The following is a 26,723-nucleotide window of genomic DNA, read 5'->3' as shown; positions in this document are numbered from 1 at the left end:
CAAAACAAATAGGGTATGGAAACTAAACTAGAAGCGAAGCTTAAAAACATCACAACCGAATATAGTAAGTTTAATGCTAATCAGGTATTAACGGCAAAACAACTCAATGCGTTTATCGAATATTTCGATGATCAAGATCGATTGTCGAGAATTGGATTAAGCGGAATTGGAATAGCATGCGGATTTCAACTTACACCAGAATTTGTTAACGATAAAACAGCAATTGAAAGTTTAACAATTAGTCAAGGTGTTGGTGTTACTACAGATGGAGATTTAGTTCAGTTTCATAACTTAATTGAGAAAAATTTAAAGTCTAAGAAGTTTAAGTTTTTTAAAAAATTTGAAGATAATGATGGTAAATACCCGAAGTTTTTAAACTCACAAAAAGAACAATATAAACTTTGGGAAGTATATCCAGAAAATGATAGTACGTTTTCTGAGTTAATAGATTTTCCCGAGATCAATAAAATGGCTGTGATATTGTATTTAGAACAATATCCTAATGAAGATGCGCTTTGTAATAAATTGAATTGTGATAATCAAGGTATAGAGCAAATCAATAACCTACGTGTTTTATTAATTAGTTGTGAAGATTTAGAAGCAATTGCTACAAAGGATGATATTTTTACTCAGCACGATTGGTATAAAATAAACGATTCACTTCCTGTTGTTGATTCTAGAAGAGTTGTACTGAATGAAGATAATACTGAAACATTTACATCGCTTAAAGGATTATATAATTCGGCAATTAAGGATGAATCTATTGTTACCGATTTAATTTTAGGATATGAGGTAATCTTTAATAAATTCGGATTATCGAGTATCACTTCAAAAATAAAATCATTATTCAGTTTTAGCGCTCTTAGTGTTCCTTTAGATTTTCAATATCGATATGATGCGTTAAAAGATTTAGTAGATACATACAATGAAATCAAAGAACTGCTATTACATATCAATGTAAATTGTTGTCCAGATATTGGAGCGTTTCCAAAACACTTAATGCTTGGAAAAATTACTGAAACTGAATTTCCAGAATTAAGACATCGTTTTTACAATTCACCAATTGTAAGTACAGAAAATGAAAATCTGGCCAAAGCAAAACTATTATTAGAAAGAGCAATTTCTATTGCTAATAGTTACATCGGAACTACAGAAACAGATGACATTGAAATCACACCTTCAATGGCTCATACTACATTAAGTGATAAAGCAGTTCCTTTTTATTATAACGTATCGAATGAGTTATTACATAATTGGAGCTATAATAAAACTGTGAATTACAAAGCAGATGAAAATTTAAGTTATCATAAAGATAATTTAGATAAATCACTACCAATTCAAAGACCTTTAGATTACAGCATCGATAAAAATGATTTTTATCGAATTGAAGGTCATCAAGGAAAAATGTATGGCGAGGCTTTAGCTAAAATTCAAAAATTAAAGAAAGATTACGGATTAAGTTTTGATATAAAAACGCTTTCCATAAATGCAACTACTCAAACCATTAATATTAACGATTATGAGTGTCAGTTTGAAGATTTAAAAATGTTACTGAACGCTTGGAAGGCAGAACAAAACTGTATTCTTTCTGAAGTGAGTAAAACATTTTCAGCATTTAAAACAACTGACCCGAAAGTAAACATAATAGCAGATAAATATAGAAATGTAAAAGGAGCAGCAACAGATGCTGCTGTTTTTGATGCTGAATTATCATTAAGAGCTGAATCTTCTACAAGAACAGGTATTGTCGGTAAAGAATTTCCAACATCAGGAAATGAAGTAGTTGGTAAAGGAGATTTTCTATTTCAAGACCAAGATGCCTATTATGAAACTTTCAAAGGAAATATCATAAAAGAAAACTTAACGAAAGAGGAAGATGCTTTAGGAGGAATTATTGAAACCATTTTCGATAGAAATAAAGGAGGATCGTCTAGTGATATTATTGTTGAATTGGAGAAAGAAATAGCTCCAATTAGAGAGAGTGAGGCTTGGGTAAAAGAACCAGAATTGTCAGATTTTATTCTAACAGATATTACAGAAACTCTAGTACATGCTTATGTTTTAGATACTAAAGTTCCATTAAATATTAGAGATATTAACGATACTATTTTAGTAAGTTATAAGTTAACTATTGATAATTTATGTCAGCAAGTTAAAAAGCTACAAGCAAAATATAACGGCACTACTTTAGAACTTTCTACAAAGCAAATATTAGGGTTAATGATCAATCAATTATCGATTGTTTGTTGTTCTGGTAAAAAGCTAGAAACCCTATTAGCAGAAATAGAAAAAAGAAAGGAAAAGATTTTACAAAAAATCCAATTATCAGAATTTGTAAAACAACACCCTGGTTTAGAACATAAAGCCGGAGTAATTCCAGGAGGAACTTTTGTAATGGTTTATGTTACTGAGAATGCTACAGATTCTAACACATTTAACGATGTTGTTTTGGATGTAATTTTCAGAAATCAACCAAGTGATGAAAAACCTCATGATACTATTTTTGATACCATTAGAGATAATGCATTTCCTGTTAAAAATGAATTTTTGGAAAGAGAAGGTTTATTTAGTTTTAAAAACGGTGGAGTTATTAATCTTTGGGATAAAAGTTCCTCAATTAGTTTCTCTTTTGTAGATGCAAAATCACCAGATTTTACAAAACGATTGTTTTTAGATGATGATGTAGTTTTAGTTGGAAAAACGCTTGGAGATACTGTAGTTAATTTTACTTCATTTTTAAATAGAACTTGGACTAGAGCAGGTTTAGGAGATGTAATTTCTGCCGAAGGAACATTAATGTACAAAGATGGTTCTGTAGGAATGAGAATTACCATTAAGGATCGATTGATTCCAAAAGATCAATTCTATTTCCAAATTTTCAATCCGAATGTATTAGGAACAACCAACAGATTGTATTTTGATGAAAACGAAGTGATCAGAGAAAACGAAACATTACGAAATACAGTTGTTGCAGATTTCTCTTTACCATATTTATGCTGTTCAGATTGTGCTCCTGTAAACTTTATTGTTCCAAAAGAACCAGTTTTCTTAAGCTTGCCAGTTAGTTATGTATGCTTAGATAGTAGCAAAACAATTGAACCTTTAGTATTTAATAAATTACCAATTGATGGAATTGTAAAATCAGATATTCCAGAAGATTTTGAATCAGGAATATTTGTAGATCCTGTAGATAATAAAACAAAGTTAGATGTTACCAAAATTGATGAGAACTATCTTGGTAAAACCATAAACTTTACCATGAACGATGAGCCAACTGATTGTCAGATTATCGTTTATCCAGATATTAAGTTAAGCATTGTAGCGAGTCCACCTGTTTATAAAGATGATTCGCTAGAGGCTGATGTAACATTCTCTTTAAAATGGGATAACGATAGCTTTATTGCAGCAAATTTTATCAGTCAAGTAACCTATAATTTTGACTTCTTAGGAAATGGAGTGAAAGAGGAAAGGACTCCAGTTGACAATCAATTTGTACACACTTATACGTTACCGGTTAACGATTTAAATGCCGTAACACCTTCGTTAGAAGTTTCATTAGGTCCGTGTAGTAAAATTATTCCTATACAAACTATTGTTTTTGAAACGGAAACACCTTCTGAATTAGCAATTCAACCATCATATTGTTTAAATGTAGAAACAGAAAAAGTTGCAAGAATTGAATTTACCAATATTGGAGGAACTATTACTGTAGATGGAATTCCAATTCCCGGAGTTGCTATAGAAGGTAATGAGTTAGTAATTACTTCAGAAGATTTTACAGCATATGAAGAATTAATTCGATTTGATGAAGATGGGCAACCAACAAATGCGAGCATTATTATTCATAAAGTCAAACAAATTGAAATATTAGAAGGAAAAGCAAGTGGCTTTGTTTGGGAAGATGAAAAACTATTCTATCAAGGAGATTTCACTATTAAATTACCAGATGGAGCAGATTCAAGATTATTAGATTTCGCTTGGGAATCTGAAGGTCAAAAATCGGAAACAGAAATGTTTACTCCTAAATATGTAATCGAACCAGATTCGGTTAATACATTCAAAGTAACCGTAACAGTTAAAGATCAAAATGGATGTTCTTCTCAAGATACTATTGATGTAGTAGTTGCTTATCCAGATTTTAATATCGAAGTACCAGATGCAATTTTCTGTTTGGAAGATAAAACGCCTCATGTTATAGGAATCGATCCTAAAATAGAAGGAATGATTTTACAAGGAAACGGAATTACCTATAATGAAGAAAGAGGTGTTTGGGAATTTGTAGCTGCTAATGCTGGTTTAACCACAGCCGGAACTGTAGATGTTGAATTAGTTGGAACTTCAGTAACAGCATCAATAAATGTAACGGAAAGATCAAAAGCAAGTTTTTCACACACTTTTAATATTGAAACTAGAGAGTTAACCCTAACAAATACTTCTGAAACTGGTAACGAATACATTTGGAGTATAAATGGAAAAGAAGGCGAGCCACAAACTACTAAAGAAACTATTCCTGTTGACTTGGCAAATTATGATGGAGATTCAATTCGTATTTCATTAACGGTAATTAGTCACTGTGGAACCAATACAACTACGCAAACTATAGATGTTTCAAATACAGTAATTAGTAAATGTGAAGAGGTTGTAAAAAATGCCTTGGAAGCAGAACAAAAATTGTTCGGAGATAAAGATGCTAGTGATAGACCAGATATTTTAGAAGAAATAGTTAATCCTACAAAGAAACTATATGCAGGAGTTTTAAAAGATCTAGCAAATTACACGAATGGAAGTAAAAACGGAGAACTTGAAAAACCATTCTTAGCATTACTAGGAGATACTGAACAAGCAATTAAACAGGATCCTGATAACGAAATCTTAAAGAAATATTACAGAGCACAGGTGAAGATTTACATCTTAATTCTGCATTGCCAAGACCCAAAAACTTTAGAGATTAAAGGAGATGGAGAAAATGTAATTGCGTTACAAATACAAAGAGTTTTAGATGCAATTGAATTAGACTTGAGAGAATTTTCTGAGATGCAAATTAATATTGATGTCAAAGTATCTCCAGACAATCCAGAAGAAAACTTGAGAACATTTTTAGAGAAATGTGCTGCGGAAATCAACTCTACTTTAATTAGAGATTACATTATAAATAAATTAGTAAAAACGCTATCAAATACAGTGCGTTAAAATTTGGGGGACGATTCAAATGAGGATTCAAGAACATATTATTAATAAGGTCGTTGTAGACATTAATACTAATACTAAGAAGGTAGCAAACGAATTGAAAAATTCAATTGATACGTTTTTAAAAGAGGAAGTATTTCCTTTACTTGAATCCTTTTTTGAATCAAATTCTACAGATGATATTATCAAACGAATTCCCAAACTAAGTTTAGATATTGATGTAAACGCTAAAGATTTTTCATTGACTTCTGAGATTGCTAAAAGAGATTTTAAAAAGAAAATTTCTGATCAATTAAAAGAAATAATGAGTCAGCCAGAGGTTCACGATATTGAGGTTTTTGAATCATCAAGAGAGAAAACAAAAGCAGATACATTTTTCGAATTTTTAGAAAGTGGAACACTGTCTTGGTGGAATAATCCATCAAATAATTTCAGTTTTAGTAAGAGAGACATTTTTGAAATAACAGAAACGTCAAACTTTAGTTTTAGGTTCTTAAAGGTTCTTCAAACACCAAGTCAAAAAGTACGTTTGTTTAATCAGTTTTTTGATGAAGAATTACATTTATTATTTCTAGGAATTTCAAATACATCTTTAGTCTTAAGTGAGGTGCAACAGGAACTTTCAAAAACAAATGTATTTGGGACTAATCCTGAAATAAAGAAAGAATTATGGAATTGTTTTTCAGAAGCTATTGTACGAAAAGATGATTCAATCTTCTTCGAACTGGCTGTACAAATGATTCATGAAAAAGAGAATCAAAGCCAAACAACATCAGTAAAAATATTGAAAGAGTTCTTACACGAAATAACTTCAAATAAAGTAGAGGTTTTAAATAGCTTATCGTTTGAAATCAAACGACAATTAGACGATTTAGTATCTCATAGTTTCATCGAGAATAATGAAAATGAAACATATGAAACGAATCAAAAACTGAGTAATGAAATTCATGATGTACAAGGTCAAGTTAACTCAGGTTTAGGTGAAAATCAGATAATCCAAACGAAAGAATCTCAAATAGATTTTACTAGTAAAGCCAATGGAAAACTTTCAGAAGAGAAACATTTGCTAGATCTAGAAAATGCTCGAAATGCAAATCACGTTGAATCAAATAGTCAGGATGAAAATCAAGAATATCAAGAATTCTTATCTGTAGAAAACTCGGTTCATGATGTTTCTAACGAAGCGAAAACAACTACCAATGTTGATCATACTTCAAACAAAGAAAACACGAATCTAGATATAGATGAAAGAAATTCTTCAAGTGAAGTTTCAAGTAAGTCAGAACCCAATAAAATAAACGATGAATCTCATTTAAAAAATGTTCAATTGAATAAAGACGGATATAGGAATAACAATAGTAATCAAACCTCCGAAGTACAAAATACGAAAGGCGAAAATTCTTATCAAAGTGAGAACGTGAACTTAGATGATGAAATTCAAAAAAAGAAACAATTTGAATCGTATCAAAAGGAGCATAATAGAGAAGTAAAGAGATCACAGAGAAGTGAAGAACAAGACAAATTACAAAAGCAAAAACTATCAGACTTGAAAAATATAAAAGAACTTTTTAAAGGATTTAATAAACCAAAATCTTACATCATTAAAAATGCAGGATTGATTTTAATTCACCCTTTTCTAAAACAGTTCTTTGCCTCTTGTAATTTATTGAATGACAAAAATGAAATCATCAAACCTACTGAAGCAGTTCATTTATTAAATTATGTAGCCACGAAGAGAGAGAAGCAGCTTGAAAGTAATTTGATTTTTGAAAAATTCCTATGTAATGTTCCAATTCATCAAACCATTGAAAGAAATATTACGCTATCTGATGAACTCAAGGAAAACGCTGAAAACCTATTGCAATCCATAGTTCAGAACTGGGAAATATTAAAAAATTCCTCTTCAGATTTGATTCGAAATGAGTTTATTCAAAGACAAGGTAAACTGGATCTTACGAAAGACAATCCACACATTACAATAGAAAGAAAAACACAAGATATTTTATTAGACAAGTTACCATGGAATTACAGTTTATGTAAACTTCCTTGGATGAAAACATTACTATTTACAGATTGGTAATTAGAATGATTGGAGTAATCAATAATAATCAACCTTTTACTCATGAAAACTAAACTAGCATACTTAATACCGATTGCAATTACGGCAATAATACTTTTTAAAATCGATCTAGAGTTAATCAATTTAAAACCTATTAAAGACATTGAGCTGAGTACTCTTTTCATGTCGTTCCCAATTATTTTAGCATTAACGGAACGATTCAACGAAATTTTCATTGTATCGAAGTCAGATACCAAGGAAGTAAATATTAAAAAAACAACAATGGCTTCCTTTAGCATTGGTATTGTTTTGGCAATTGCTGGATTTCGAATTTTAGAAAGATTCATGGAAGTTCCTTCCGAAACCTTCTCAATTCAAGCTATAGTATTCAAATTTATAGATACAGTATTAACTGCAGTTGTAATAGCAGGTGGAACAGATGGTTGGCATCAAATTGTAGGGCTGATTCAAGACATTACAAAATCGAAAAGAGCAGAAGCAAAATCAACTAAAACAGCCTAAATCATGTTTATAAGAGATAAAAAACATAAACAAGGAAACCAGAATAAAGATCAAAACAAATCATTTATTCAACCCAAACTTAAAATGGGGAAACCTGGCGATAAATATGAAGTTGAGGCCGATAAAATGGCTGATCAGGTTGTAAATAATTCTGGTACTGATGCTAATGTCCAAAGTAAAGGAATGGAAGAAGAGGTTCAACAAAAACCGTTGGTTTCAGAAGTAAGTCCTTTAATTCAAAAAATGGAAGGAGCAGAGGAGGAACAACCTGTTCAAAAGATGGAAGAGGAAGAAGCGGTTCAGAGTAAAGAAGATGAAGAAGTTCAGATGATGGAAGAGGAAGAAGCAGTTCAGAGTAAAGAGGATGAGGAAGTTCAAATGATGGAGGAAGAAGAAGCGGTTCAGAGTAAAGAAGATGAGGAAGTTCAAATGATGGAAGAGGAAGAAGTTCAAGCTAAATGTGAAGCTTGTGAAGGTGAAGAAGCAGCACAAAAAAAAGAGGAGGAAGAGGTTCAAGCAAAAGAAACTAAAGGAAAAACGAACGGAGCACCATCTATCGAAAATAGATTAAGACGTGGATCAGGAGGTCAAAAATTAGATCGTCAAACTCAAAAAGAAATGGAGTCTGGTTTTGGAGCAGATTTTTCAAAAGTAAATATTCATAATGATGCTGAGGCACAACAAATGAGTGATGATATTGGCGCACAAGCTTTCACTCACGGTAATGATATTTATTTTAATGAAGGCAAATACAACCCAAATTCTAAAGAAGGAAAACATCTTTTAGCTCATGAGTTAACGCATACCATTCAACAAAAAGGAATGGTACAAAAGCAAGTACAAAAACAAGCAAATCCAACTTATTCTTGTACCGGAAAAGCAAAAAGAGGTGTTATTACTCCGAGACTCCGAGTTATGGGTACAACTGATGCTCCAAATGGAACAGTTGTAAAGTTTTATTATTTACCTGGAGCAGGTTGTAGTTTATCTCATAATTCAATTGCCCCTTTTGGAACTACCGTAGTAATGTTTGGCCATTATGCAGCTAGTTTTCAAAGTATGATGACAATGATTCCTCCTATTGGAGGAACTTTTATCGCCGTGATTGGAAACAGTAATTCTTATTGCTGTATAAATGTCCAAGCCACGCGATGATTTTTTAAAACTGTAAAACTTAGGAGATATGCCAGATGCAACAAAAACAAAATTTTCAACGTCAATAATTGCTATTACCGGGTTAATAACAGCAATTGGTAGTGTTATTACAATTCTGTACAATGTTGGTATTATCGGTAATAAAGACAGTGCGAAAAATGAAAAAAAAGAAGAACCAAAAAAGGAAGTGAAGGTAGATAAGACCAAAATTCCTAAAGATTTGAAAACGAAAGAGGTTAAAGTTATTACCAATATTAAACCTGAAACGCTTAAAAAGGTAGTTAAAAAGTATAATCTTACCGGAAAATGGATAGATATTAATAATCCTAATGGGAGATATCAAATAAATCATGAAGCTTCGGGAACTATAAGTTTTACAGAGTATTCGTTAGTCTATGGAGAGTGGATTACCACAGCTTCAGGATCAGGAAAGGTTACTCAGTCCGGTATTAGTATTCCCTATACAACTTACGTTGGTACTAATGGGAAATTTACAGGTAAAATTACCAGTAATGGAGAAAAAATAGAAGGAAAAATTAAAGATTTTAATGCGGGAATTACTGCAGAATTAAATCTTCAAAAGCAGTAATTAATGTTTGCACCAAAATCACAAAGTAGAAAACCTAATTCAACGAATCATTCGTCGGTAAATTCATTTATTCAACCAAAATTAAATGTTGGGAAACCTGGTGATAAATATGAAGTTGAAGCAGATAAAGCTGCCGATCAAATTGTTGCTGGAAGAAAAGATAATCCAAGTTCATTTTTAGCTCCTACTGTGCAAAAGAAGAATGAGGATGAAGTTCAGAAGAAAGAATCAAATGACTCTGAAATTCAACAAAAACCTTTAGTCGATAAAATTTCTCCAGGCGTTCAATTAAAACCTGAGTCAACAGTTCAAAAACAAGAAGAAGATGTACAGCAGAAGGAAGATGATGAAATTCAAAAACAGGAAGAAGATGGGATCCAACAAGTACAAATGTCAGGAGGAGATGATAACTCTTCTTTAGAAAGTGATTTGAATAGTTCGAAAGGAGGAGGAAATGCTTTACCTAAGGATACTCAAAATGAAATGGAATCTGGCTTTGGAGCAGATTTTAGCGGCGTTCGAGTGCATAACGATAATAATGCAGTTCAAATGAATCAAGAATTAGGTTCGCAAGCATTTACTAACGGAAACGATATTTACTTTAATGAAGGGAAGTATGATCCAGAAAGTGACTCTGGAAAACACTTATTAGCACACGAACTTACCCATACTGTTCAACAAGGAGCATCACCATCAAATACTGTTCAAAAATCTGAAGGAGATGCAGAAAATACAACATTAGTTCCACCAACTCAACCACAAGATATTACAAACGGATTACAATTATCAGATGATTGGTTAGCATATATAGAACAAGAATCTAGAACAAGAGAATTTGATGTTGCAGTTAAAATTGGTGAACGTTTTTCAGGAACCATAAAAATTAGAAAATTAGGTCGACCAGCTGAAGGAGAAACACAAAAGTTTGAATTGTCAAGTTCCAGAAGAAATAATCATTTAGATGTACGAGGAATGGAGTTTTTAAATCCGCTTCGTGAGGCTGGTGTGCATCCAATTCTTGTATTAAATAGTTTTGGAGAAGAGCAAAGTACAACTGGATTTTTAAGTATTCGAACAGGAGAAACTGTAGTTCCTAATGTTTTAGGAATTATACAAGGAATTAATGAAAATTTAGAAGCAATGAGCTTCCTTGGATTAAGTCCTATTGAAGTTGCAGAAGGATTGGAAAATCGATTTGAAAATGGAGGATTAAACTTTAGGGCTAATAATTTATCAGCTAATGTAGATGGATATATTGAAGCTAGCGGAAGTCTTGGAATTACGGATTCAACAATGACTTTTGAATTGAATTCTACTGTAGATATTGCTGGTTTAGCAGAAGGAGAATTTAATGTATCTCGTGGAGCAGATGGAAAGTTAAGTGGACAAGCAACAATTGCTGCTGATATTGCTAACGTAAGCGCATCTTTAACTGTTGAATATGATGATGGAGCAGTTACTATTCAAGGAACGGGTCGTATGAATTCTGATAAATTCTCAGGAGAAATTACACTTTTAGTTACAGATGCTGCTCGTTCTACACAAATGATGCATGCTGCTTTGGGAGTTGAGTCAATGGAACAGGAAGCCGAAGCTCCACCTCAAGATCAGGCAGCAGTTCCAAAAACAAAAAATAATCAAGTATTAGCAGGTTGGGGAGAAGTACAAGCTACAATAACACCTTGGTTAGAAGGTACAGCTAAAATTGGAATTGATAATGAAGGTCATGTTACTATTGTAGGTGAAATTGTTGTTCCTGATGAAATAGAATTAATGGAACAACGAGGAAAGAAAGTTGATATTTTCCAAGTTGAAATTAGAGCGGGATATGGTATTCCACTAGTTGGACAAGTTTTCTTATTTGCAAGTATTGGAATGTTTGCGAATGCAGGATTCGGACCATTAGTACTTAAGAACGTTGGTTTCACAGGGACATATTCTACAGATCCGAATGTGCTTCAGGAGTTCAGTATTACGGGAACTTTAGGAATTAATGCATTTGCCGTTCTTGGATTAGAAGCAGAAGCAGGAGTTGGAGTTACGTTACTTGGACATGACGTTAAAGCGGGAGTTAATGTTACCGCAGCTGCTGGGTTGAGAGCTTATGCTGAAGCAACGCCAACTTTTGAATATAAAGAAGAGCAAGCTCCAGAAGGTGGAAAAGTTGGAGAATCAAGATTGAAAGGACATTTTGAGGCTGCTGCGCAATTATTCTTGCAACTTTCAGGAGCATTATTTTATGAACTTGATAGTCCTTGGTGGTCACCAGCACCTGATGGAAGAGAAGAGTACCCGTTAGGTGAAGTTCAATATCCGATTGGAGATAGTTTAGGAATTGGAGCAGATGTAGATTGGTTAGTTGGAGGAGAAGAACCACCAGAGTTAACATTCTCACCAGTTGAGTTTGATCCTGATAAGTTTACAGCAGATGTAATGGCAGATCCACCACCAAGATCAATGGGAGATAGTGAGTCTAATCCAGCTGGTGAATGGCAAGGAGAGAATGCTCCAGGAGATCAAAATGAAAATCCAGAGATTACAGGAGAAGGAGAAGGACTACCTCCAGGAAGAAGAGAAGAAGATTTAAGTAATCTTCCAGATGAGCAGAAATATATGCGTGCTTTAGATGATTTATCTCAAATGGAAAATGCAAATCCAAAACCAACAATTGGAGATGTAGAAGATAAAATTAGTACTGTAAAACGTAGGTATGGAATTCGAAAAATAGAAACTAGAAACGAAGAAGCAGAACATGTTGCCATTTTTGTACAACATGCCGATCAAGATAATGGAAGACATTTATTAGAGATTGCGTTAATGAGTGCTTCTGAAAAACAACGATTAATTGATACTGCCAAAGAAGAATTACAATCTAATTCTAGAAGAGCTGCAGATGAAGAAGGAAAAATAACTAGAGGACAGGCTGAAGATGTTTTAAGCAGTGTTGAAAATAGTCACGATGTTATTTTAGAGGCAAGAATAGTAGAAGGAGAAAATACTTGGGATTATTTTATAAGTTTTGGCGATAGAAATCAAGATACAGAAACTGGTAATTCTAAGTTAGAAGCTGGAGATGGAGAAAATATAGTTGAAGAAGGAGCTGAAAATGAGTTAGAAAATATAATAGGATTGACAGCTCCTGTTAATGTAGATGGAGGACATAACTTAAAGCTAGAAGGGTCGATTCAAAGAGTTGAGAAAAATGTATATAGTGAAAAAAAGAGTTTAGTTACATTAATAAGAGAAAAAGAAGCAGAAATAGATGAAAATGGAGCTCTGGATCCTGACTTTGAAGATAAGAAAACTTCTATTCAAAGTTTGAAATCTGAAACAAGTTTGTTAGAATCTAATATATCAGAGTATCGCAGTGCAGTTGATAATGCTTATCAACAAGGGCATGGAAATACTCCTGTAAAAACTGCATATGACAACATTCAAACGAACTTAACTAATATTGCTGCTGATTTAGTAGTTGTAGGAATTTTACCTGACGATTTTGACATGCCTGTTTCCCATGTAGATCATACTTTAGAAGATGGTAAAGCAAAAACATTAACAGCTGAGCCTATATCACAAATCCCAGGAAACACTAGAGGATCAACTCCAACACAAGATCCTTTAGGATGGACCGATATTCCAGTTGCGTTAAGATCTAGCGGAGCTTGGGTAAGAGCTCATTTATTAAATCATCGACTTCATGGGCCAGGAGTACGTTGGAATTTATTCCCAGGTACAAGGAAAATGAATCTTGATGATATGGAAAAACAAGTTGAGAGTAAAGGAAAAGAAGCAGTTTGGGATGAAGGTAAAGTAATTTACTATCATGTTACACTAACTTATGGAAATGAAGGAGATTTCGAGGAAATACCTACTCAGGTGCATATGAAAGTTGGAGAGTATGATTTAGAAGCACAAGCTCCTGATTCTTCAAAAACAATAGTAGAAAAAACATTTACTCAATCTCCACCGGATGAAATTCAAGAGTTAAATTTTAATGAATCTTCTGCTTCAGCTCTTAAAAAAGCGGCAAGAGATAATAATATCAGTGGTTTACAAGGACAGTTTTTCACCAAACTAGTAGAAGGTAGAGAAAGTATAACATATAAAAATCCTAACGATATTAGAAAAACAGTCAAATTGCTTTATTCTGATGAGAATGCATTTGATACAGCTTTTAGTAGTCTAAGAGATTTAATTGAAGAAGTAACAATAAAATATTAGAAATTATGATAAATATTTTTGATTTATTTGATGAAAAGTTAATTTTTGAAGAGTTAGGCGATAGTCCAATCAGGATAACTACTCCTAAATCGTCTGTTCGAAAATCAAAGCTAAAATTAAAAGAGTTATTCAAGAACACTTTATTTCCTAATAGCTTAAGTGAAATGTATAATCAGATTTCTCATATTTCAATTCTTTGGAATATTGTTGATGAAGAAGAATCCTCAGTAAATCAATTCAAAGAAGACAAATGGTTAAAAGAAAAATATTTAGATAATGGATATGATTGGGGCGTTGTTAATGAGTATTTAAGTGGTTTTATTAATATTACAAAATCTGAGGAAATATTTAATGCCGATTTTTGTAAAAACCAAGGTTATTATTACACATTATCTAATAGAGAAGAAAATCCAGATGACTTTTTTCCTCTTGATATTTGCTGGGATTTAACAGCATGTGTTAAAAAAGAAGGAAATGAGATATTAAATAATATTTGGTTAGTGCATACAAATGCCAATGAAATTTATGACATGAAAATAAACATTGAGGAGTATTTAAATTTATGTTACAAGGCCAAAGGCTTTCATTATTGGCAATTAATTTATTTGTTCAAAACAAAATCTGAATATTATGAGTTAATGAAACGATTTTTACCTAAAATGTTACCGCATATTAACTTAGATTTAAGTGATTTTGATATAGAATTATAAATTTTAATTTCAATCTCTTCAGTTATTTCACCCTTAGAATAACAATAAATTCACTTACTGTTTTATAAGTTTATTCTTTAAATTTAAAAACCAAATAAAACTACTATAAACATGAAAAAAGACTGGTATCAAAAAGAGTTGATGATTAAAAATACCCAAAAAAGACATGGGGATCATAATAATAGAAAAGACATTCGAAAAATCCAATCTTGGTTAACGTTATACAGTATTCAAAATCCAAATAGTGGAACAGCTACTGACGTAGATGGTGATTTTGGTCCTGCGACTGAAAGAGCTGTAAAAAATTTCCAAAGAGAGAAAGGATTATTCGAAAACGGAATTGTTACACAAGAGACCTTTGATGTGCTTTGTGGAAATTTAAAAGATGCTTTCGAAAAGCCTCTTACTTCTATGAATTTTAGAGATTTGGTTTTAGAAACTGCCGAGAATCATTTAAGAAATCATCCTTACGAGTTAATTATTAATGGAGAAGCGAATAGCGGACCTTGGGTAAGAGCTTATATGGATGGAAAGGATGGTGCACCTTGGTATTGGTGTATGGGATTTGTACAAGCAATTATTGATCAGGCGGCAAGCGCACAAGGAAAAAACTTCAAAACCTTAATGCCATTAACATATAGTTGTGATACAGTAGGAACAACTGGTTTGAATAAAAATATTTTAACTCGATACACAAAATTGAGAAATGATTCTTCTTTGATACAACCAGGAGATATTTTCTTAATTCAAAAATCACCTTACGATTGGACACACACTGGAATTATTACTTCTGTTTCTGGTGATGTAATTGAAACCATCGAAGGAAACACAAATCTTGCAGGTTCAAGAAACGGAGTAGCTGTTTTAAAAAGAACGAGAAATCTTTTAAAATCTAAAATAGATGTTTTCTCAATAGAACCTTTAGTATAACGAGAATGAAACAGGCAAAAGAATATACAATAGCAAATGCTTCTCATTTTGATGAGAAATTCTCTTACTTAAGAGAAGTAATTGATTACAGATTAAAAAAGGAATTTTCTAATGAAGAACCTGTACTACCTATTTTTAGTAGTATAGCAAGCGATAATTCAGAGTTTTCAAAATTTGTAAGAAAGCACAAGTTAGACTATGACGAGGTTTTAGTTTTACTCATAGCATTAGTACCAAGTATATTGCCTAATTTTTTTACCGATATAATTACTGATTTTTTTCCTAATGGTGGAGAGTTTCCGGGTTTTGGAGGTGTAAAAGGAAAAAACCATAGAGGAATAATACCAACAGGTGAAACACTTTTATACATTTTAGCGGGTAAAGAAGCCATAGGAAGAACTCAAGTTTTAGATCGAATGTTACACCGTAGTGTATTGTTTAAAAAAGCAATTTTAGAGCTTGAAAGAGTTCCATATGGTGAACCTTTTATGAGTGGAAAAATAATCTTGAATCAGGAATATGTTCATTTATTTTTAACTGGTAAAGAACTAAAACCACAGTTGAGCCAAGAGTTTCCAGCAAGTTTATTAACTACAAAACTAAATTGGGAAGATTTGGTTTTAAATCCAAAAACGTTAACTGAAGTTAGAGAAATTGAAAATTGGCTAGAATACAATGAAACTCTTTTAAATGACTGGGGAATGCAGTCTAAAATAAAACCTGGTTATCGAGTTTTATTTTGTGGACTTCCTGGAACGGGAAAAACTTTAACTGCAAGTTTATTGGGTAAGTATACAGGAAAGGATGTATATCGAGTTGATTTGTCTATGGTAGTCTCGAAATATATAGGAGAAACCGAAAAAAACCTATCAAAATTATTTGATAAATCGATTAATAAAGATTGGATTTTGTTTTTCGATGAAGCCGATTCAATTTTTGGAAAAAGAACCAATGTTAGAGATGCACATGATAAGTATGCCAATCAAGAAGTTTCTTATTTATTACAACGTATAGAAGCGCATCCGGGCTTAATTATTTTAGCATCTAATTTCAAAAATAATATCGACGCTGCATTTACACGTCGTTTTCATAATATCGTAGAGTTTGAAGCTCCAAGTTATGAGGAAAGAACAATGTTATGGAAGAATAATTTACCAAAAGGAATAGAGTTAGAGCCGTCATTAAGTATTGAAGAATTGGCGAAGAAATTCAGTATTACAGGATCAAACATTGTAAATATTATTCACTTTGCTTGTTTAAAAACCTTAGCAAATAAAAAGAAAACTATTCAACGCCAATATTTACTGGAAGGCGTCAAAAGAGAATATGCTAAAGAAGGAAAAACAATTAATATTTCTTTTTAAAGTATGTGAATGAATTCAAAGTATCTTGATAGTGTTTATTTAGATACTTTGGATGTATTCATCGAGCTTCTGATCTTTACTTAATTCCAATTTCTTTTTCAATCTAAAACGAGTAGATTTTATTGCTTCTAAACTTGTTTTACGAATATTTGAAATTTCTCTGCGTGACAATCCAATTTTTATAAAAGAGCAAACTTCTATATCTGTTTTAGTAAGTTTTGGATGTTCCTTTTTTAGTTTCTGGAGGAAGTCTTTATTGATTGTTTTTATTTTGTTTTTTAGAAGTTGTATTCGATCTTCTTCAATAGATTCTTTTTTAAGTTCAGCAATGATTTGAGCTAGTGAATATTCTTCTTCGATATTTGGCGATTTCAATTCGTTTTGAGGAAGTTTTTTGTTTCTTTTTACACTTTGGTTCGTTTGCCTATTTGTATCGCTTAATTCTTCTTTTAATAGCTGTTTTTTGGTTTTTAACTGTTTTTGATATCCGTAGTAAACGATAATGATTATAAGTAAAGTAAAAATTAAAAAGATACTTCCGTAGAGTTGTTTTCGAAGCTTTTTATTGTTAGATGCTATGATTTGGTTCTTCTTCTCTTCAATTCTAATTATACTGTCTCGTATTCGTTGCTTTTCTTCTTCATGTAGTACCTCAATTTCTCTTAATTCTCTAGCTATTTTTGCACTGTTTATTCTTTGATTTATGGCATTATATTTAAGAACGTCATTAAAAGCTAAGTCGTGCTTATTCATAGCTTCATAAATTTTACTCCGTATGAGGTATCCTTTATAAAGATATTTCTCTGAGTCTTGAGAAATGGCCAATTCAATTCCATTGTTTACGTACTTTAATGCTAAATCATATTGCTCTGTTTTTAAGTATATGTTTGCAATATTCGTGTTGGTATTTACAATTGATCTTTCTTTATTGATGCCTTTTACATATTCCAAATAGTTCAAATAGATTTCAAGAGCCTCTTTAAAGTTTTTTTGTCGAGTAAGTAAGGATGCTTTATTTGCAATAGCTTGCTGTTTTCCTTCTTCGTAGTTATCTAATTCGAAATATTCAATGGCTTTATTAACAGCAATAAAAGCAGAGTCAATTTGTTGCAAATTTTTGTAACAAATAGACATAACATTATAGTTATTTCCTAATCCGCTATATCTCTTTAAAGAATCGTTTAAGAATATGGCCTTGTTAAGTAAACTAATTGATTTACGATATTCTTTTTGTGTTTGGTAGATAAAACCAATGTTATGATAAATACCAGCTAAACCATGAAAATAGTTTTGTTTAATGTAAATCCCTTCAGCTAAATAATAGTCTTTTAATGCTGCTATGTATTTAGATTTTCTTCTTTTATAAATCCCGGAGTGAACAAATGCTTTTGCACGTTGCAGTCTAGAATCGTAGTTTACATTATCTAATATTTTATGGATTTCATTGCAGTAAGTAATTACTTTGTTGTAGTTTCTTTTCTTTTGATAGCTTGCTAATTTTAATAAAGCTTCTACTTTTAAGGAGTCGGTTTGGGCGCTTTCTAGCTGAATTTCTAAACGAATAAGAGTACTATCTATTTTTATTTGAGAGTTTAAAGAGAAGCTCTCAATTAGTAGAAAAAGTATTAAAAATAGATTGCGCATTATTATTCCTAAAGTTTTAAAATTGAAAAAGGCCAGCCAAGAAGTGAACTGACCTTTTCGTTTAAATAATCTTCCCTATTCAAAATTATTTAGAACCCATCCCCCGGAGCTTCTGGCGAAGCTGCCTGAGCTTTTTTAGGATTTAGTATTAAATACGTACCTAATGCTGTTAATGCTGTGTATTTACCGTAATCACCTATTTTTTGTAAGGCTTCTTTACGTGAAATTTTATCTTGTTGTTTATTATTTTTCATGATTATTTATGATATGTAGGAAACTATTCTAAAATTATTTTTTTACTGATTTCTGAATTTTCTGTTTGAAGTTTAACGATATAAACTCCTGCTGATAAATTCTCTAAATTCATTGTTCCAGTTGTTCCTGCTGCTATTTCAGCGTTTGAAACTTCAGTACCTAGTATTGAGTATACTTTTACTTGAGCATTTGAGATAACACCAGTAATTGTGATTTCGCTTTTTGCTGATTTGAAAATTGAAATACTCTCATTATTTACAACTATATCATCTGTACTTAACGTTTTAGCTGAAGTATGGATGTAGAATCTTCCTGATCCGTTTAATGCTTCGTCTAAAGTAATTGTAAAGCTATCTTTGGTAATCTCATTAAAAGTATTTGTTACTTTATCTTCAATGTAAATCGTAGCATCTGTTGGTAATTGATCTGCATCAATTGAAAATGCAATTTCTTCTCCTTTTTGAGCAACAACTCCAATTGGAATAACAATTTCACCGTAACTATCCATTGGTAAAGATTGAATAGTATAGTTCTGGTCAGCATTTCCTTCAATTAATTTTGAATAAATATCAAAGCTAGCTCCTCCAAAATTACCGATATCATATCCTGCATCTAAACCTTTTGTAGCAGAGTTGTTATATAAAATCTTTGTTTTAACCATTTTAGTATTAGCTCTAGCAACTAGCTCAAAAGAGAAATCAGTAGCACTTCTTGAAGGTCTCATAGATCCACCACTAGAAACTGGAAGTCCTCGTTGAGCAGCAGTAAAAGTCATATCTGTAACTCCTGAGTTTGTTCTTACGAAAAAACCTTGTCCTGGAGCTATTTTACTCTCAGCATCTAATAAAGTAGTTGCGGCATATTTGTTTTGAGTATTATCCCAAGTATAGATAGCTACAAAAGAAGGATCAAACTTACTTGAGTTATTCGCAATAAAGTTTTCTCCTGATGTATCATTTACAGGCATGTAAGCAGTATATGGATTTCCAATAGCATTCCATTCACTTTCTGTAACAGTTTCCGTTACATCACCTGTTTCAATAGTTCCAGTAAAAGAAACACCTCCATCAGTTGCTCTAGAAATTGCATATCCTTTACCAATTTCAAATTCTAGTGCGTCAGTAGTTAAATCATTTGTAGTGTAGTATACCCACTTAGCTCCATCAGCGTTACTATCATCATAGTAAGCAATTGCATATCTATTTGGTGTAACACTAGTGTTTACACGAATATCATTAGCAGCATTTTCTGCAAATTCTTTAATACTTTGTCCGCTAACAGGTGCTGTAATTACAGTCCACTCATTAGCTGTTAAACCATTTTGTTGAAAAGTAACTTGTCCTGTTGCAGAACCATCTACGATAAATACACCACTATCTGATGCACTTGCAGTTAATGAAATAGATCCATTATTTGTCAAATCTCCATTTACATTTAATCTACCATCAGTATCAATAGAAAGATCAGCTCCAGAGTTTATAATTAAATCATTAACAACATAACTTCCAGAGTTCAAAACAGGATCATTAGTTACATCTTGAACGGTAACGTTTTTAGTTGCATCTGGAATTGCTAAATCGCTCCAATTTGAAGTAATTCCCCATAAAGTACTAGAATTTCCAGTCCAGTTTACCGGGCTAGGTAATGCAGCACCAGCTGAGTCATAAGAATCTCCTGTAATTTGACTTCCAGGTGTAGAAGTACAATTTGCAGAAGCAAAAGGAGCTACAGTTGTTGGTCCACAAGCTGTGTAAAACTGATCTAAAAATACTCCTCCTGTTTCAAAAGTTACATTTGGATCTTTACTTACATCAGCATATTTAATTTTAATACTGTATAAGTGTGTAGGAGTACTTCCAACTACCGGCATTCCGATAGTTCCGCTACTAGCTAATTGTTGAAAAGAAGTTGAAACCCTAGAAGTTGTGTTATCATTTACGATAAATGATTGATATGCATCAATTGCTCCTAAAATTCTTGTTTCTAATATTGAACCAGTTGGTCTTAGCATTTCGAAGTTCGTATTTGTGTGAACATTTTCTCCGAATGCTTCAGTACTATAGTTGAAATATATTTGTCCTGAACCTACAATAAAATCAGTATCAGAAGCTATATAAATGTCAGCTTCGTAATAATCATTTGTTCCATCATTTGTATTTCTCGCATTTGCAAATGTGAAGCTAATGTTTTGTGAAAATAGCTGTGTTGAAAAGGCAGCTAAAACTATGAATAGTAAATTTCTCATCATTTAAAAATTGTTATTTGAAGTTGTCCGTTTACCCCTGTGTTCCCTACATTAATTATACACTGTATAATCTATTTCAGGGGCAACGGACTTAATGCTTTGTTTTAAACTTTATACTCTTTGAATATTAATTATCCTCATTGACATTCCGTTGAATGATTTCTCTATTCTAACCATTGATAACCAGAAAAAACTTCCGTGATAAACAATAGGTAGATAGGCAAATTTTTTGGTTACTTTTCTAACTGTAAATTTTCTGTTTTTAATTAGCTTCATAAACGTTTGGGATTAAAATTGTTCTCCTTTACCAATATTGGTATTTAGAATGTTTGTTATGTCTGTATTTTGGATTTGACCATTTAAATCTAAATCCTCTTTTAAGTATCCTGAACTTCCTAAAACTTGAATGATATAACTGATATCAATGTTTTGTATTTGTCCATTTTCATCATTATCTCCTGCTATAATTGCATAGGTATGGGTTCCAGTTCCAGAATCTGTATACACTAAATTCAGTGCAGCAGTTCCTCCTAATACATTTGTAGAATTTGTAAAATCAACATTTGTTGTTGTTGCTGATAAAGCCACAGTTGTATTCGAGCGGATTGCTAAGTGATTTCTATGAGAAACAGATATAAAATATGTTCCTGCCGATTCTGAAAAAGTTAAGTTTGTAGAATTGTTTTCGGGGTCTATTACAGTTCCGTTACGTTGCAATAGGAATGATTTTGATTGTACTATGTTAGTAGGATCTGAACCATCTCTTAATTGTAAAACAATCCAATCGATAATGGCAGTTTCACCTGTTGTGTTAAATACGTTTGGATCACAATTTATACCATCAGCATATGGTGAGTTACTTGGTATAATTCCATTTACTCTTAAATCATCTCTCATTAAATGCTCTTCTCCAGAAGCAACATTTTTCATAGCTCCTTCTAAATATAATTTTGCTGAAAATTGAATAGCGCAAGCATTTTTTACTTGGTCAAAACTAGCGTAGTTTCCAGAGTCTGCATAGAAAGACCAGAAGCTTGGTAAACTTCCATAGGACGCAAAATTTGCCATACCACATACATCTGTAGTGTTAGGTATATATAAAGACCAATAATTCCCGTTTACTGCTCTTAAAGCCGTTAAATTGATAGATTGAAGATTGTCTTCAGCTAAATAATGATCAACACTAGAGTTATCTGGATTTAACGATACTAAGTTTTGAAGTCCGTCTACATTCAATAAGCCATTTCCTGAAATATTAATTTGCCCGATTTCAGTTAAAGATTCAAACCCATCTAACGAAGTCAATGAAGTATTATCTAATATCAAAATGTAATTGACACTAGAAATACTTGGGAAACCAGTCATACTTGTAACTCCTGTGTTTCGAATTGATAATCTGTCAAGAGAAGTTAGGTTTTGAATTCCGTTTAAAGAACTAAATGTTGAGCAATTTTGAATAGTTAAAGACGCCAACGTAGTAAATGAACTTAAACCACTCAAATTGGTAATTGCATCACAGTTTTTTACTTCAATAGTATCAGTTGAATTTGCTTTTAAACCAACAAAACCATTTAAACTATCGCAATTATCAATAGTAACACTTGCAATTGTATTGGTATTTGTTAATCCATTAAAGTTTTCGAAAGCAGCTGCGTCTGTAATAGAAATATCACCTAGTGCACTTACATTACTAAGCCCCGTTAGATTAACTAAATTATCGCAAGTATCAATTGTTAGTTTGCTTAAAGATGTAATATTCTCAGTACCACTTAAATTTGATATTGGAAGATATTTCAAAGAAAGTAATGTAACAACACTATCTAAATTTGTAATTCCAGACAAAGAAGCTAAAGAACTACAACTTTCAATCTCAAAATTTGTTACTGTTTGTAGCGTACTTAAACCATTTAAATTCGTAATTGAATTCAATCCTCTCAACTTTAATCTTGGAAGATTGCTAACATTAGGAAAATAGTTTAAATCGCCTAATACAGTTAAATCTGAAAATAGAATTTCATCAACACTAGTTATGTTTTCTAATCCTTCTAAAGAAGTAATTATAGAATTACTCTGAACAATCAAGCGATCAACAGTTGTAAGCTTATCAAGATCGTTCAGGTTCGGTAAATTAGGCTCTGTTATCGTTAGATTTTTTACTGTTATTAAGTTATGTAATCCTTGTAAGTCTGTTAGGTTGTTATAACCCACAGAAATGTCAAAATTTACATTTGTTAGGTGACTAAATACACTAATATCAGCTAAGGCATAATTTGATGTTACTTTAATTGAAGCAACAGTCGAAATATTTTCTATCCCGCTTAAAGTAGTAATGGCATCGTTACCAGTAATGCTTAATCCATTACCTACTGATGTTAAATTACTTAATGCTGCTAAAGTTGATAAACTATCATTGTTGTTAACTGTAAAAGAACTTCCAATAGTTTCGATTCCTTGAAGTCCGTTTAAGTTGGTAAGACTTGTACTAGAAATTGATAGTAAACCAGTTACACTTTTAATTTTATTATTCAATCCAGAAATATCTGTAACCGAAGCACTAGAAATTACTAAGTTTCCAGTAATAGCTGTACAATCTGGATAGTTATTGATAAAATCATTAACTGCAGTTTGAGAGGTTAAATACACAGATCCTGAAGGGCATTGGGCGGAGAGGGATTGCCCAATGCTCATAAGAGACATGAAAATAAACAAAGATTGTTTCCATGCATGTAGTTTCTTTAAAATGTTGTTTTTAACCATGGGGAATAGGGTTTAGTTGTTAAAATTGTTCTCCTTTACCAATATTGGTATTAAGAATACTATTGATATCCGCGTTTTGAACTTGTCCGTTCATATCTAAATCCGCTTTATTGTATCCGGAAATTCCAAGTAATTGGATGATAGCGCTCGTGTCAATATTTTGAATTTGTCCGTTTTCATCAAAGTCTCCCGAAACCATTGCGAATAATCCATTGCTCATATCTACAACTGAATTTGTTCCTCCAAAAACAGAAGAGGCAGAATCGCTTAGATTAACTGCGGTTGAGCTGTTAGTATTTAAAGCAATTGCAGATTCACTCATGATTCCTAAATGATTTCTGTGATTTACAGCTACGTAATAACTATCTGAAGACAAGTTGATTTTTAAAGCAGATACTCCATCAACATCAACAATATCTCCATCAGCTTGTAATAATGCAGATTGACTAGCAAGAATGATAGTTCTATCATTTTTATCACGTAACGTTATCCAAATCCAATCGATAATAGCATCGTTCCCTGTTGTGTTGAAAACTGAAGCTTCACAAGTAATTGCATCTGCATATGGACTAGTAGTTGGTAATAAACTATTACTTCGTAAACTATCATCCATTGTTGTTGTTCCTGACGTTGTTAATGGACCTTGTAAAAACACTACTGGAGCAAGTTTAATTCTTAAAACGATTGTTTCTTGTTGAAAACCTTGAGTTAATGTATTACTCCCATTTGAACTTGTAGTAACTACTAATTCTCCTATAGTAAAATCTAAACTAGCATTTGCTGTACTTAAAGTCGTTCCACTTGATCCAATTACAGTTCTTTCTAATGTTTGAGAAGGCAAAAAAGAAGTAATCAGCAATGATATGATGAATAAAAACTGTTTCATACGCTTATTATCTTTTTCCGATGATATTTAAAACAGTTACAGCATCAGTTTTGTTATCTCCACCAGAACTTCTTACCTGGTACTCCACTTTACCTTGAGCCAATGAAGTAATCATAGCAGCTCTAGTTACAGAAGTAGACGCAACACAAGTGATCGTTACAGCAGGAATATTTGAAAAGTGATTCGAATAATTTACTGTATATGTGCTCCCACTTAAAGAAGCTGTTATACCCGATGAATTGGTAACATTTGTATTCAATGATCCATCTGTATTTACAATTATTGAGATGATTTCTACATTATTAGCTGCACCAGCTGCTCTAAGATCATCACCATCTTCATCAATAATTATATTTCCATCAGTTGAAATATTTTCCTCAACTTTTAACTCTCCGTTAACTTGTAAATAATCATTATCAAATTCTCCATAAATTAAATCTCTAATATGAAGTTGATTAGAGAATGTACCACCTGCTCCTGCTGCAGTTCCTATCAATACATTAGAATCTCCATTTAAATTATATCCTGCAAAGTATCCGATAACAACATTACTATCTCCAGATTGAGCACCTTCTGCAGCTTGATATCCAATAATTACATTTCTTCTTTCAAGATTTGAAAGATTACTTGTATTATCATAAGTACCAAAAATTTGATTTTCAGAAGGTGATGTTAATATTCCGTTAAGTTGAAAATTTCCTCCTAAAGTTAAATCTCCTGAAGTCGTTAGGTTTCCACTATTATCAATTTGTAATCCTTCATTTCCTCCGTCATTAGATAACCAGTTATTATTTAATAATGCATTACCTCCTAAAGTTAAAGTTCCAGAAGATGTTACATTTCCAGTAGTATCGAATTGTAAACCTTCGCTACCGCCATCATTATTAATCCAATTACCTCCTAATTTAATATTACCTGAAAGCTCTATAGTCCCATTATCTAATATCTTAATTCCTTTATCATTCCCATCATTAGATATCCATTTATCATTTAACTGTATGTTTCCTCCTAAACTTACATTTCCACTATCTAATATTTTTATTCCTTCGTCATTTCCATCATTGGATAACCAGTTACCATTTAACTTTATATTGCTACCTAAGTTTACAGTTCCATCTGTATCAAAGCTAATCCCTTTGTTATCTGTACCATCTCCATTAATCCAATGCGTGTCTAGATTAATATTACTACCTAAGAATAATTTGTGTGATGTAGTTACTCTTCCTCCAGAATTTACTAATAATCCTTCGTCGTCTCCATCATTAGAAATCCATTTACCAGCTGTTTTGATATTTTCAGTTAAGGTATGATCTCCAAGGTTATCACCATTTTCAACATATTTCGCTTGTAATGCATATGGAACACTTAATAATTGAGTTGTTCCCATACTTACATATGTTGTACCTCCAGCGGCATCAATACTTACTTCAATAAAGTAACTGTCAGCAGACCAATCAATACTTGAAAAATCATCAGATGTAGTCCCTTGACCAACAACTAAGTTGAAAACTCCATAAGCATTTGTAGTTGGGGTATGAGTTTCGGTATATACTACAGTTCCACTTGCTGTTGTTTGGTGTAACTTGAATTGTACTCCAACTGCCGAATTAGAAATTACATCTCCTGAAGCATCTCTAACTACAGATTGGTAATTAAAACCTTCTGGAGTTTGTGAGTAAGCGATTAAAGAAAATAGAAAAAGGAATAAGAAAGAATTCCATCTTTTTAAGCAAATCGAATTGCAAATGTTGTGTGGGTCATTTTTGAATTTCATGTGTAGGGTGTTATTTAAATTCTTTATTTTAAAACTTACATTTTACCAAAATTGTCAACTGGAATTTTATCTTCTTGATCCAGGTTTAAATCTTTTGGTAAAACCATGGTGCAATATTATTTGGTTTTAACGCTTAAAAAAAGAAATCACAGGGTGCAAAAAAGGGTGCAAAAATTAAGAGTCTATATTTTATAGGGGTTTTAGAGGTTTTTTTTTGAACCCCTATACTGAACAAAATGAAAAAAAGTATGTAAAAATTGATTTTAGAGAAGGGTTTTATAAGAGAAATAATAATCAAGTTCTACATATTTTTCATCATTATGAATGAAAAATTAGGCTTGTAAAATTGTAAGATCTTTGATTTTTGAGATTAGAAAAATGTACCTTCATTTTATAGTGAAGATTTTTTTGTTAGCAAGAATCAA

Annotated in this window: 16 protein-coding genes; 9 read left to right on the top strand and 7 right to left on the bottom strand. The window is 32.1% G+C overall.

Features of this window, described 5'->3' with window-relative positions; all coding sequences use genetic code 11:
• Positions 1-15: 15 nt before the first annotated feature.
• The 9 genes from ABNT61_RS10315 (at position 16) to ABNT61_RS10275 (ending at position 16,737) form a co-directional block, all read left to right on the top strand.
• Positions 16-5,190, top strand: coding sequence for a hypothetical protein (locus ABNT61_RS10315; RefSeq protein ID WP_348743142.1), 5,175 nt, complete (start codon positions 16-18; stop codon positions 5,188-5,190).
• Between the two features lie 19 nt (positions 5,191-5,209).
• Positions 5,210-7,267, top strand: coding sequence for a contractile injection system tape measure protein (locus ABNT61_RS10310; RefSeq protein ID WP_348743141.1), 2,058 nt, complete (start codon positions 5,210-5,212; stop codon positions 7,265-7,267).
• Positions 7,268-7,309: 42 nt separating this feature from the next.
• Complete coding sequence (locus ABNT61_RS10305; RefSeq protein ID WP_348743140.1) at positions 7,310-7,768, top strand: hypothetical protein; 459 nt, start codon at positions 7,310-7,312, stop codon at positions 7,766-7,768.
• Positions 7,769-7,771: 3 nt separating this feature from the next.
• Positions 7,772-8,923, top strand: a complete 1,152-nt coding sequence (locus ABNT61_RS10300; RefSeq protein ID WP_348743139.1) for a DUF4157 domain-containing protein — start codon at positions 7,772-7,774, stop codon at positions 8,921-8,923.
• 28 nt (positions 8,924-8,951) lie between these two features.
• Complete coding sequence (locus ABNT61_RS10295; protein WP_348743138.1) at positions 8,952-9,512, top strand: hypothetical protein; 561 nt, start codon at positions 8,952-8,954, stop codon at positions 9,510-9,512.
• A gap of 3 nt (positions 9,513-9,515) precedes the next feature.
• Positions 9,516-13,733 (top strand): DUF4157 domain-containing protein, encoded by a 4,218-nt coding sequence (locus tag ABNT61_RS10290; RefSeq protein ID WP_348743137.1) that lies wholly within the window; start codon positions 9,516-9,518, stop codon positions 13,731-13,733.
• A 5-nt stretch (positions 13,734-13,738) separates the two neighbouring features.
• Positions 13,739-14,443, top strand: a complete 705-nt coding sequence (locus ABNT61_RS10285; RefSeq protein ID WP_348711249.1) for a hypothetical protein — start codon at positions 13,739-13,741, stop codon at positions 14,441-14,443.
• Positions 14,444-14,554: 111 nt separating this feature from the next.
• On the top strand, positions 14,555-15,373 hold the full coding sequence (locus ABNT61_RS10280) for a peptidoglycan-binding protein (RefSeq protein ID WP_348743136.1): 819 nt from the start codon (positions 14,555-14,557) through the stop codon (positions 15,371-15,373).
• 5 nt (positions 15,374-15,378) lie between these two features.
• Positions 15,379-16,737, top strand: coding sequence for an ATP-binding protein (locus tag ABNT61_RS10275; protein WP_348743135.1), 1,359 nt, complete (start codon positions 15,379-15,381; stop codon positions 16,735-16,737).
• Between the two features lie 39 nt (positions 16,738-16,776).
• On the opposite strand, the gene ABNT61_RS10270 is transcribed toward ABNT61_RS10275, so the two are convergent.
• The 7 genes from ABNT61_RS10270 to ABNT61_RS10240 form a co-directional block, all read right to left on the bottom strand.
• Positions 16,777-18,381, bottom strand: a complete 1,605-nt coding sequence (locus ABNT61_RS10270) for a hypothetical protein (RefSeq protein WP_348743134.1) — start codon at positions 18,379-18,381, stop codon at positions 16,777-16,779.
• A gap of 89 nt (positions 18,382-18,470) precedes the next feature.
• Positions 18,471-18,635 (bottom strand): hypothetical protein, encoded by a 165-nt coding sequence (locus ABNT61_RS10265; RefSeq protein WP_348711254.1) that lies wholly within the window; start codon positions 18,633-18,635, stop codon positions 18,471-18,473.
• 23 nt (positions 18,636-18,658) lie between these two features.
• On the bottom strand, positions 18,659-20,884 hold the full coding sequence (locus ABNT61_RS10260) for a T9SS type A sorting domain-containing protein (protein WP_348743133.1): 2,226 nt from the start codon (positions 20,882-20,884) through the stop codon (positions 18,659-18,661).
• A gap of 108 nt (positions 20,885-20,992) precedes the next feature.
• Positions 20,993-21,157, bottom strand: a complete 165-nt coding sequence (locus ABNT61_RS10255; RefSeq protein WP_348711257.1) for a hypothetical protein — start codon at positions 21,155-21,157, stop codon at positions 20,993-20,995.
• Positions 21,158-21,169: 12 nt separating this feature from the next.
• Positions 21,170-23,638, bottom strand: coding sequence for a hypothetical protein (locus ABNT61_RS10250; protein WP_348743132.1), 2,469 nt, complete (start codon positions 23,636-23,638; stop codon positions 21,170-21,172).
• A gap of 19 nt (positions 23,639-23,657) precedes the next feature.
• On the bottom strand, positions 23,658-24,524 hold the full coding sequence (locus tag ABNT61_RS10245; protein WP_348743131.1) for a hemagglutinin protein: 867 nt from the start codon (positions 24,522-24,524) through the stop codon (positions 23,658-23,660).
• A gap of 7 nt (positions 24,525-24,531) precedes the next feature.
• Positions 24,532-26,298: a hypothetical protein gene (locus ABNT61_RS10240; RefSeq protein WP_348743130.1), complete on the bottom strand. Its 1,767-nt coding sequence runs from the start codon at positions 26,296-26,298 to the stop codon at positions 24,532-24,534.
• Between the last annotated feature and the right edge of the window lie 425 nt (positions 26,299-26,723).

The organism is Tenacibaculum sp. 190524A05c (assembly GCF_964036595.1).
GTDB classification, from domain to species: domain Bacteria; phylum Bacteroidota; class Bacteroidia; order Flavobacteriales; family Flavobacteriaceae; genus Polaribacter; species Polaribacter platacis.
Note: the sequence above shows the minus strand (reverse complement) of the source record. Positions and strands in the feature narration are given on the sequence as shown.

Coding starts and splice junctions, on each gene's coding strand:
- ABNT61_RS10315 (WP_348743142.1), top strand. CDS start 16: ATGGAAACTAAACTAGAAGCGAAGCTTAAAAACATCACAACCGAATAT.
- ABNT61_RS10310 (WP_348743141.1), top strand. CDS start 5,210: ATGAGGATTCAAGAACATATTATTAATAAGGTCGTTGTAGACATTAAT.
- ABNT61_RS10305 (WP_348743140.1), top strand. CDS start 7,310: ATGAAAACTAAACTAGCATACTTAATACCGATTGCAATTACGGCAATA.
- ABNT61_RS10300 (WP_348743139.1), top strand. CDS start 7,772: ATGTTTATAAGAGATAAAAAACATAAACAAGGAAACCAGAATAAAGAT.
- ABNT61_RS10295 (WP_348743138.1), top strand. CDS start 8,952: ATGCCAGATGCAACAAAAACAAAATTTTCAACGTCAATAATTGCTATT.
- ABNT61_RS10290 (WP_348743137.1), top strand. CDS start 9,516: ATGTTTGCACCAAAATCACAAAGTAGAAAACCTAATTCAACGAATCAT.
- ABNT61_RS10285 (WP_348711249.1), top strand. CDS start 13,739: ATGATAAATATTTTTGATTTATTTGATGAAAAGTTAATTTTTGAAGAG.
- ABNT61_RS10280 (WP_348743136.1), top strand. CDS start 14,555: ATGAAAAAAGACTGGTATCAAAAAGAGTTGATGATTAAAAATACCCAA.
- ABNT61_RS10275 (WP_348743135.1), top strand. CDS start 15,379: ATGAAACAGGCAAAAGAATATACAATAGCAAATGCTTCTCATTTTGAT.
- ABNT61_RS10270 (WP_348743134.1), bottom strand. CDS start 18,381: ATGCGCAATCTATTTTTAATACTTTTTCTACTAATTGAGAGCTTCTCT.
- ABNT61_RS10265 (WP_348711254.1), bottom strand. CDS start 18,635: ATGAAAAATAATAAACAACAAGATAAAATTTCACGTAAAGAAGCCTTA.
- ABNT61_RS10260 (WP_348743133.1), bottom strand. CDS start 20,884: ATGATGAGAAATTTACTATTCATAGTTTTAGCTGCCTTTTCAACACAG.
- ABNT61_RS10255 (WP_348711257.1), bottom strand. CDS start 21,157: ATGAAGCTAATTAAAAACAGAAAATTTACAGTTAGAAAAGTAACCAAA.
- ABNT61_RS10250 (WP_348743132.1), bottom strand. CDS start 23,638: ATGGTTAAAAACAACATTTTAAAGAAACTACATGCATGGAAACAATCT.
- ABNT61_RS10245 (WP_348743131.1), bottom strand. CDS start 24,524: ATGAAACAGTTTTTATTCATCATATCATTGCTGATTACTTCTTTTTTG.
- ABNT61_RS10240 (WP_348743130.1), bottom strand. CDS start 26,298: ATGAAATTCAAAAATGACCCACACAACATTTGCAATTCGATTTGCTTA.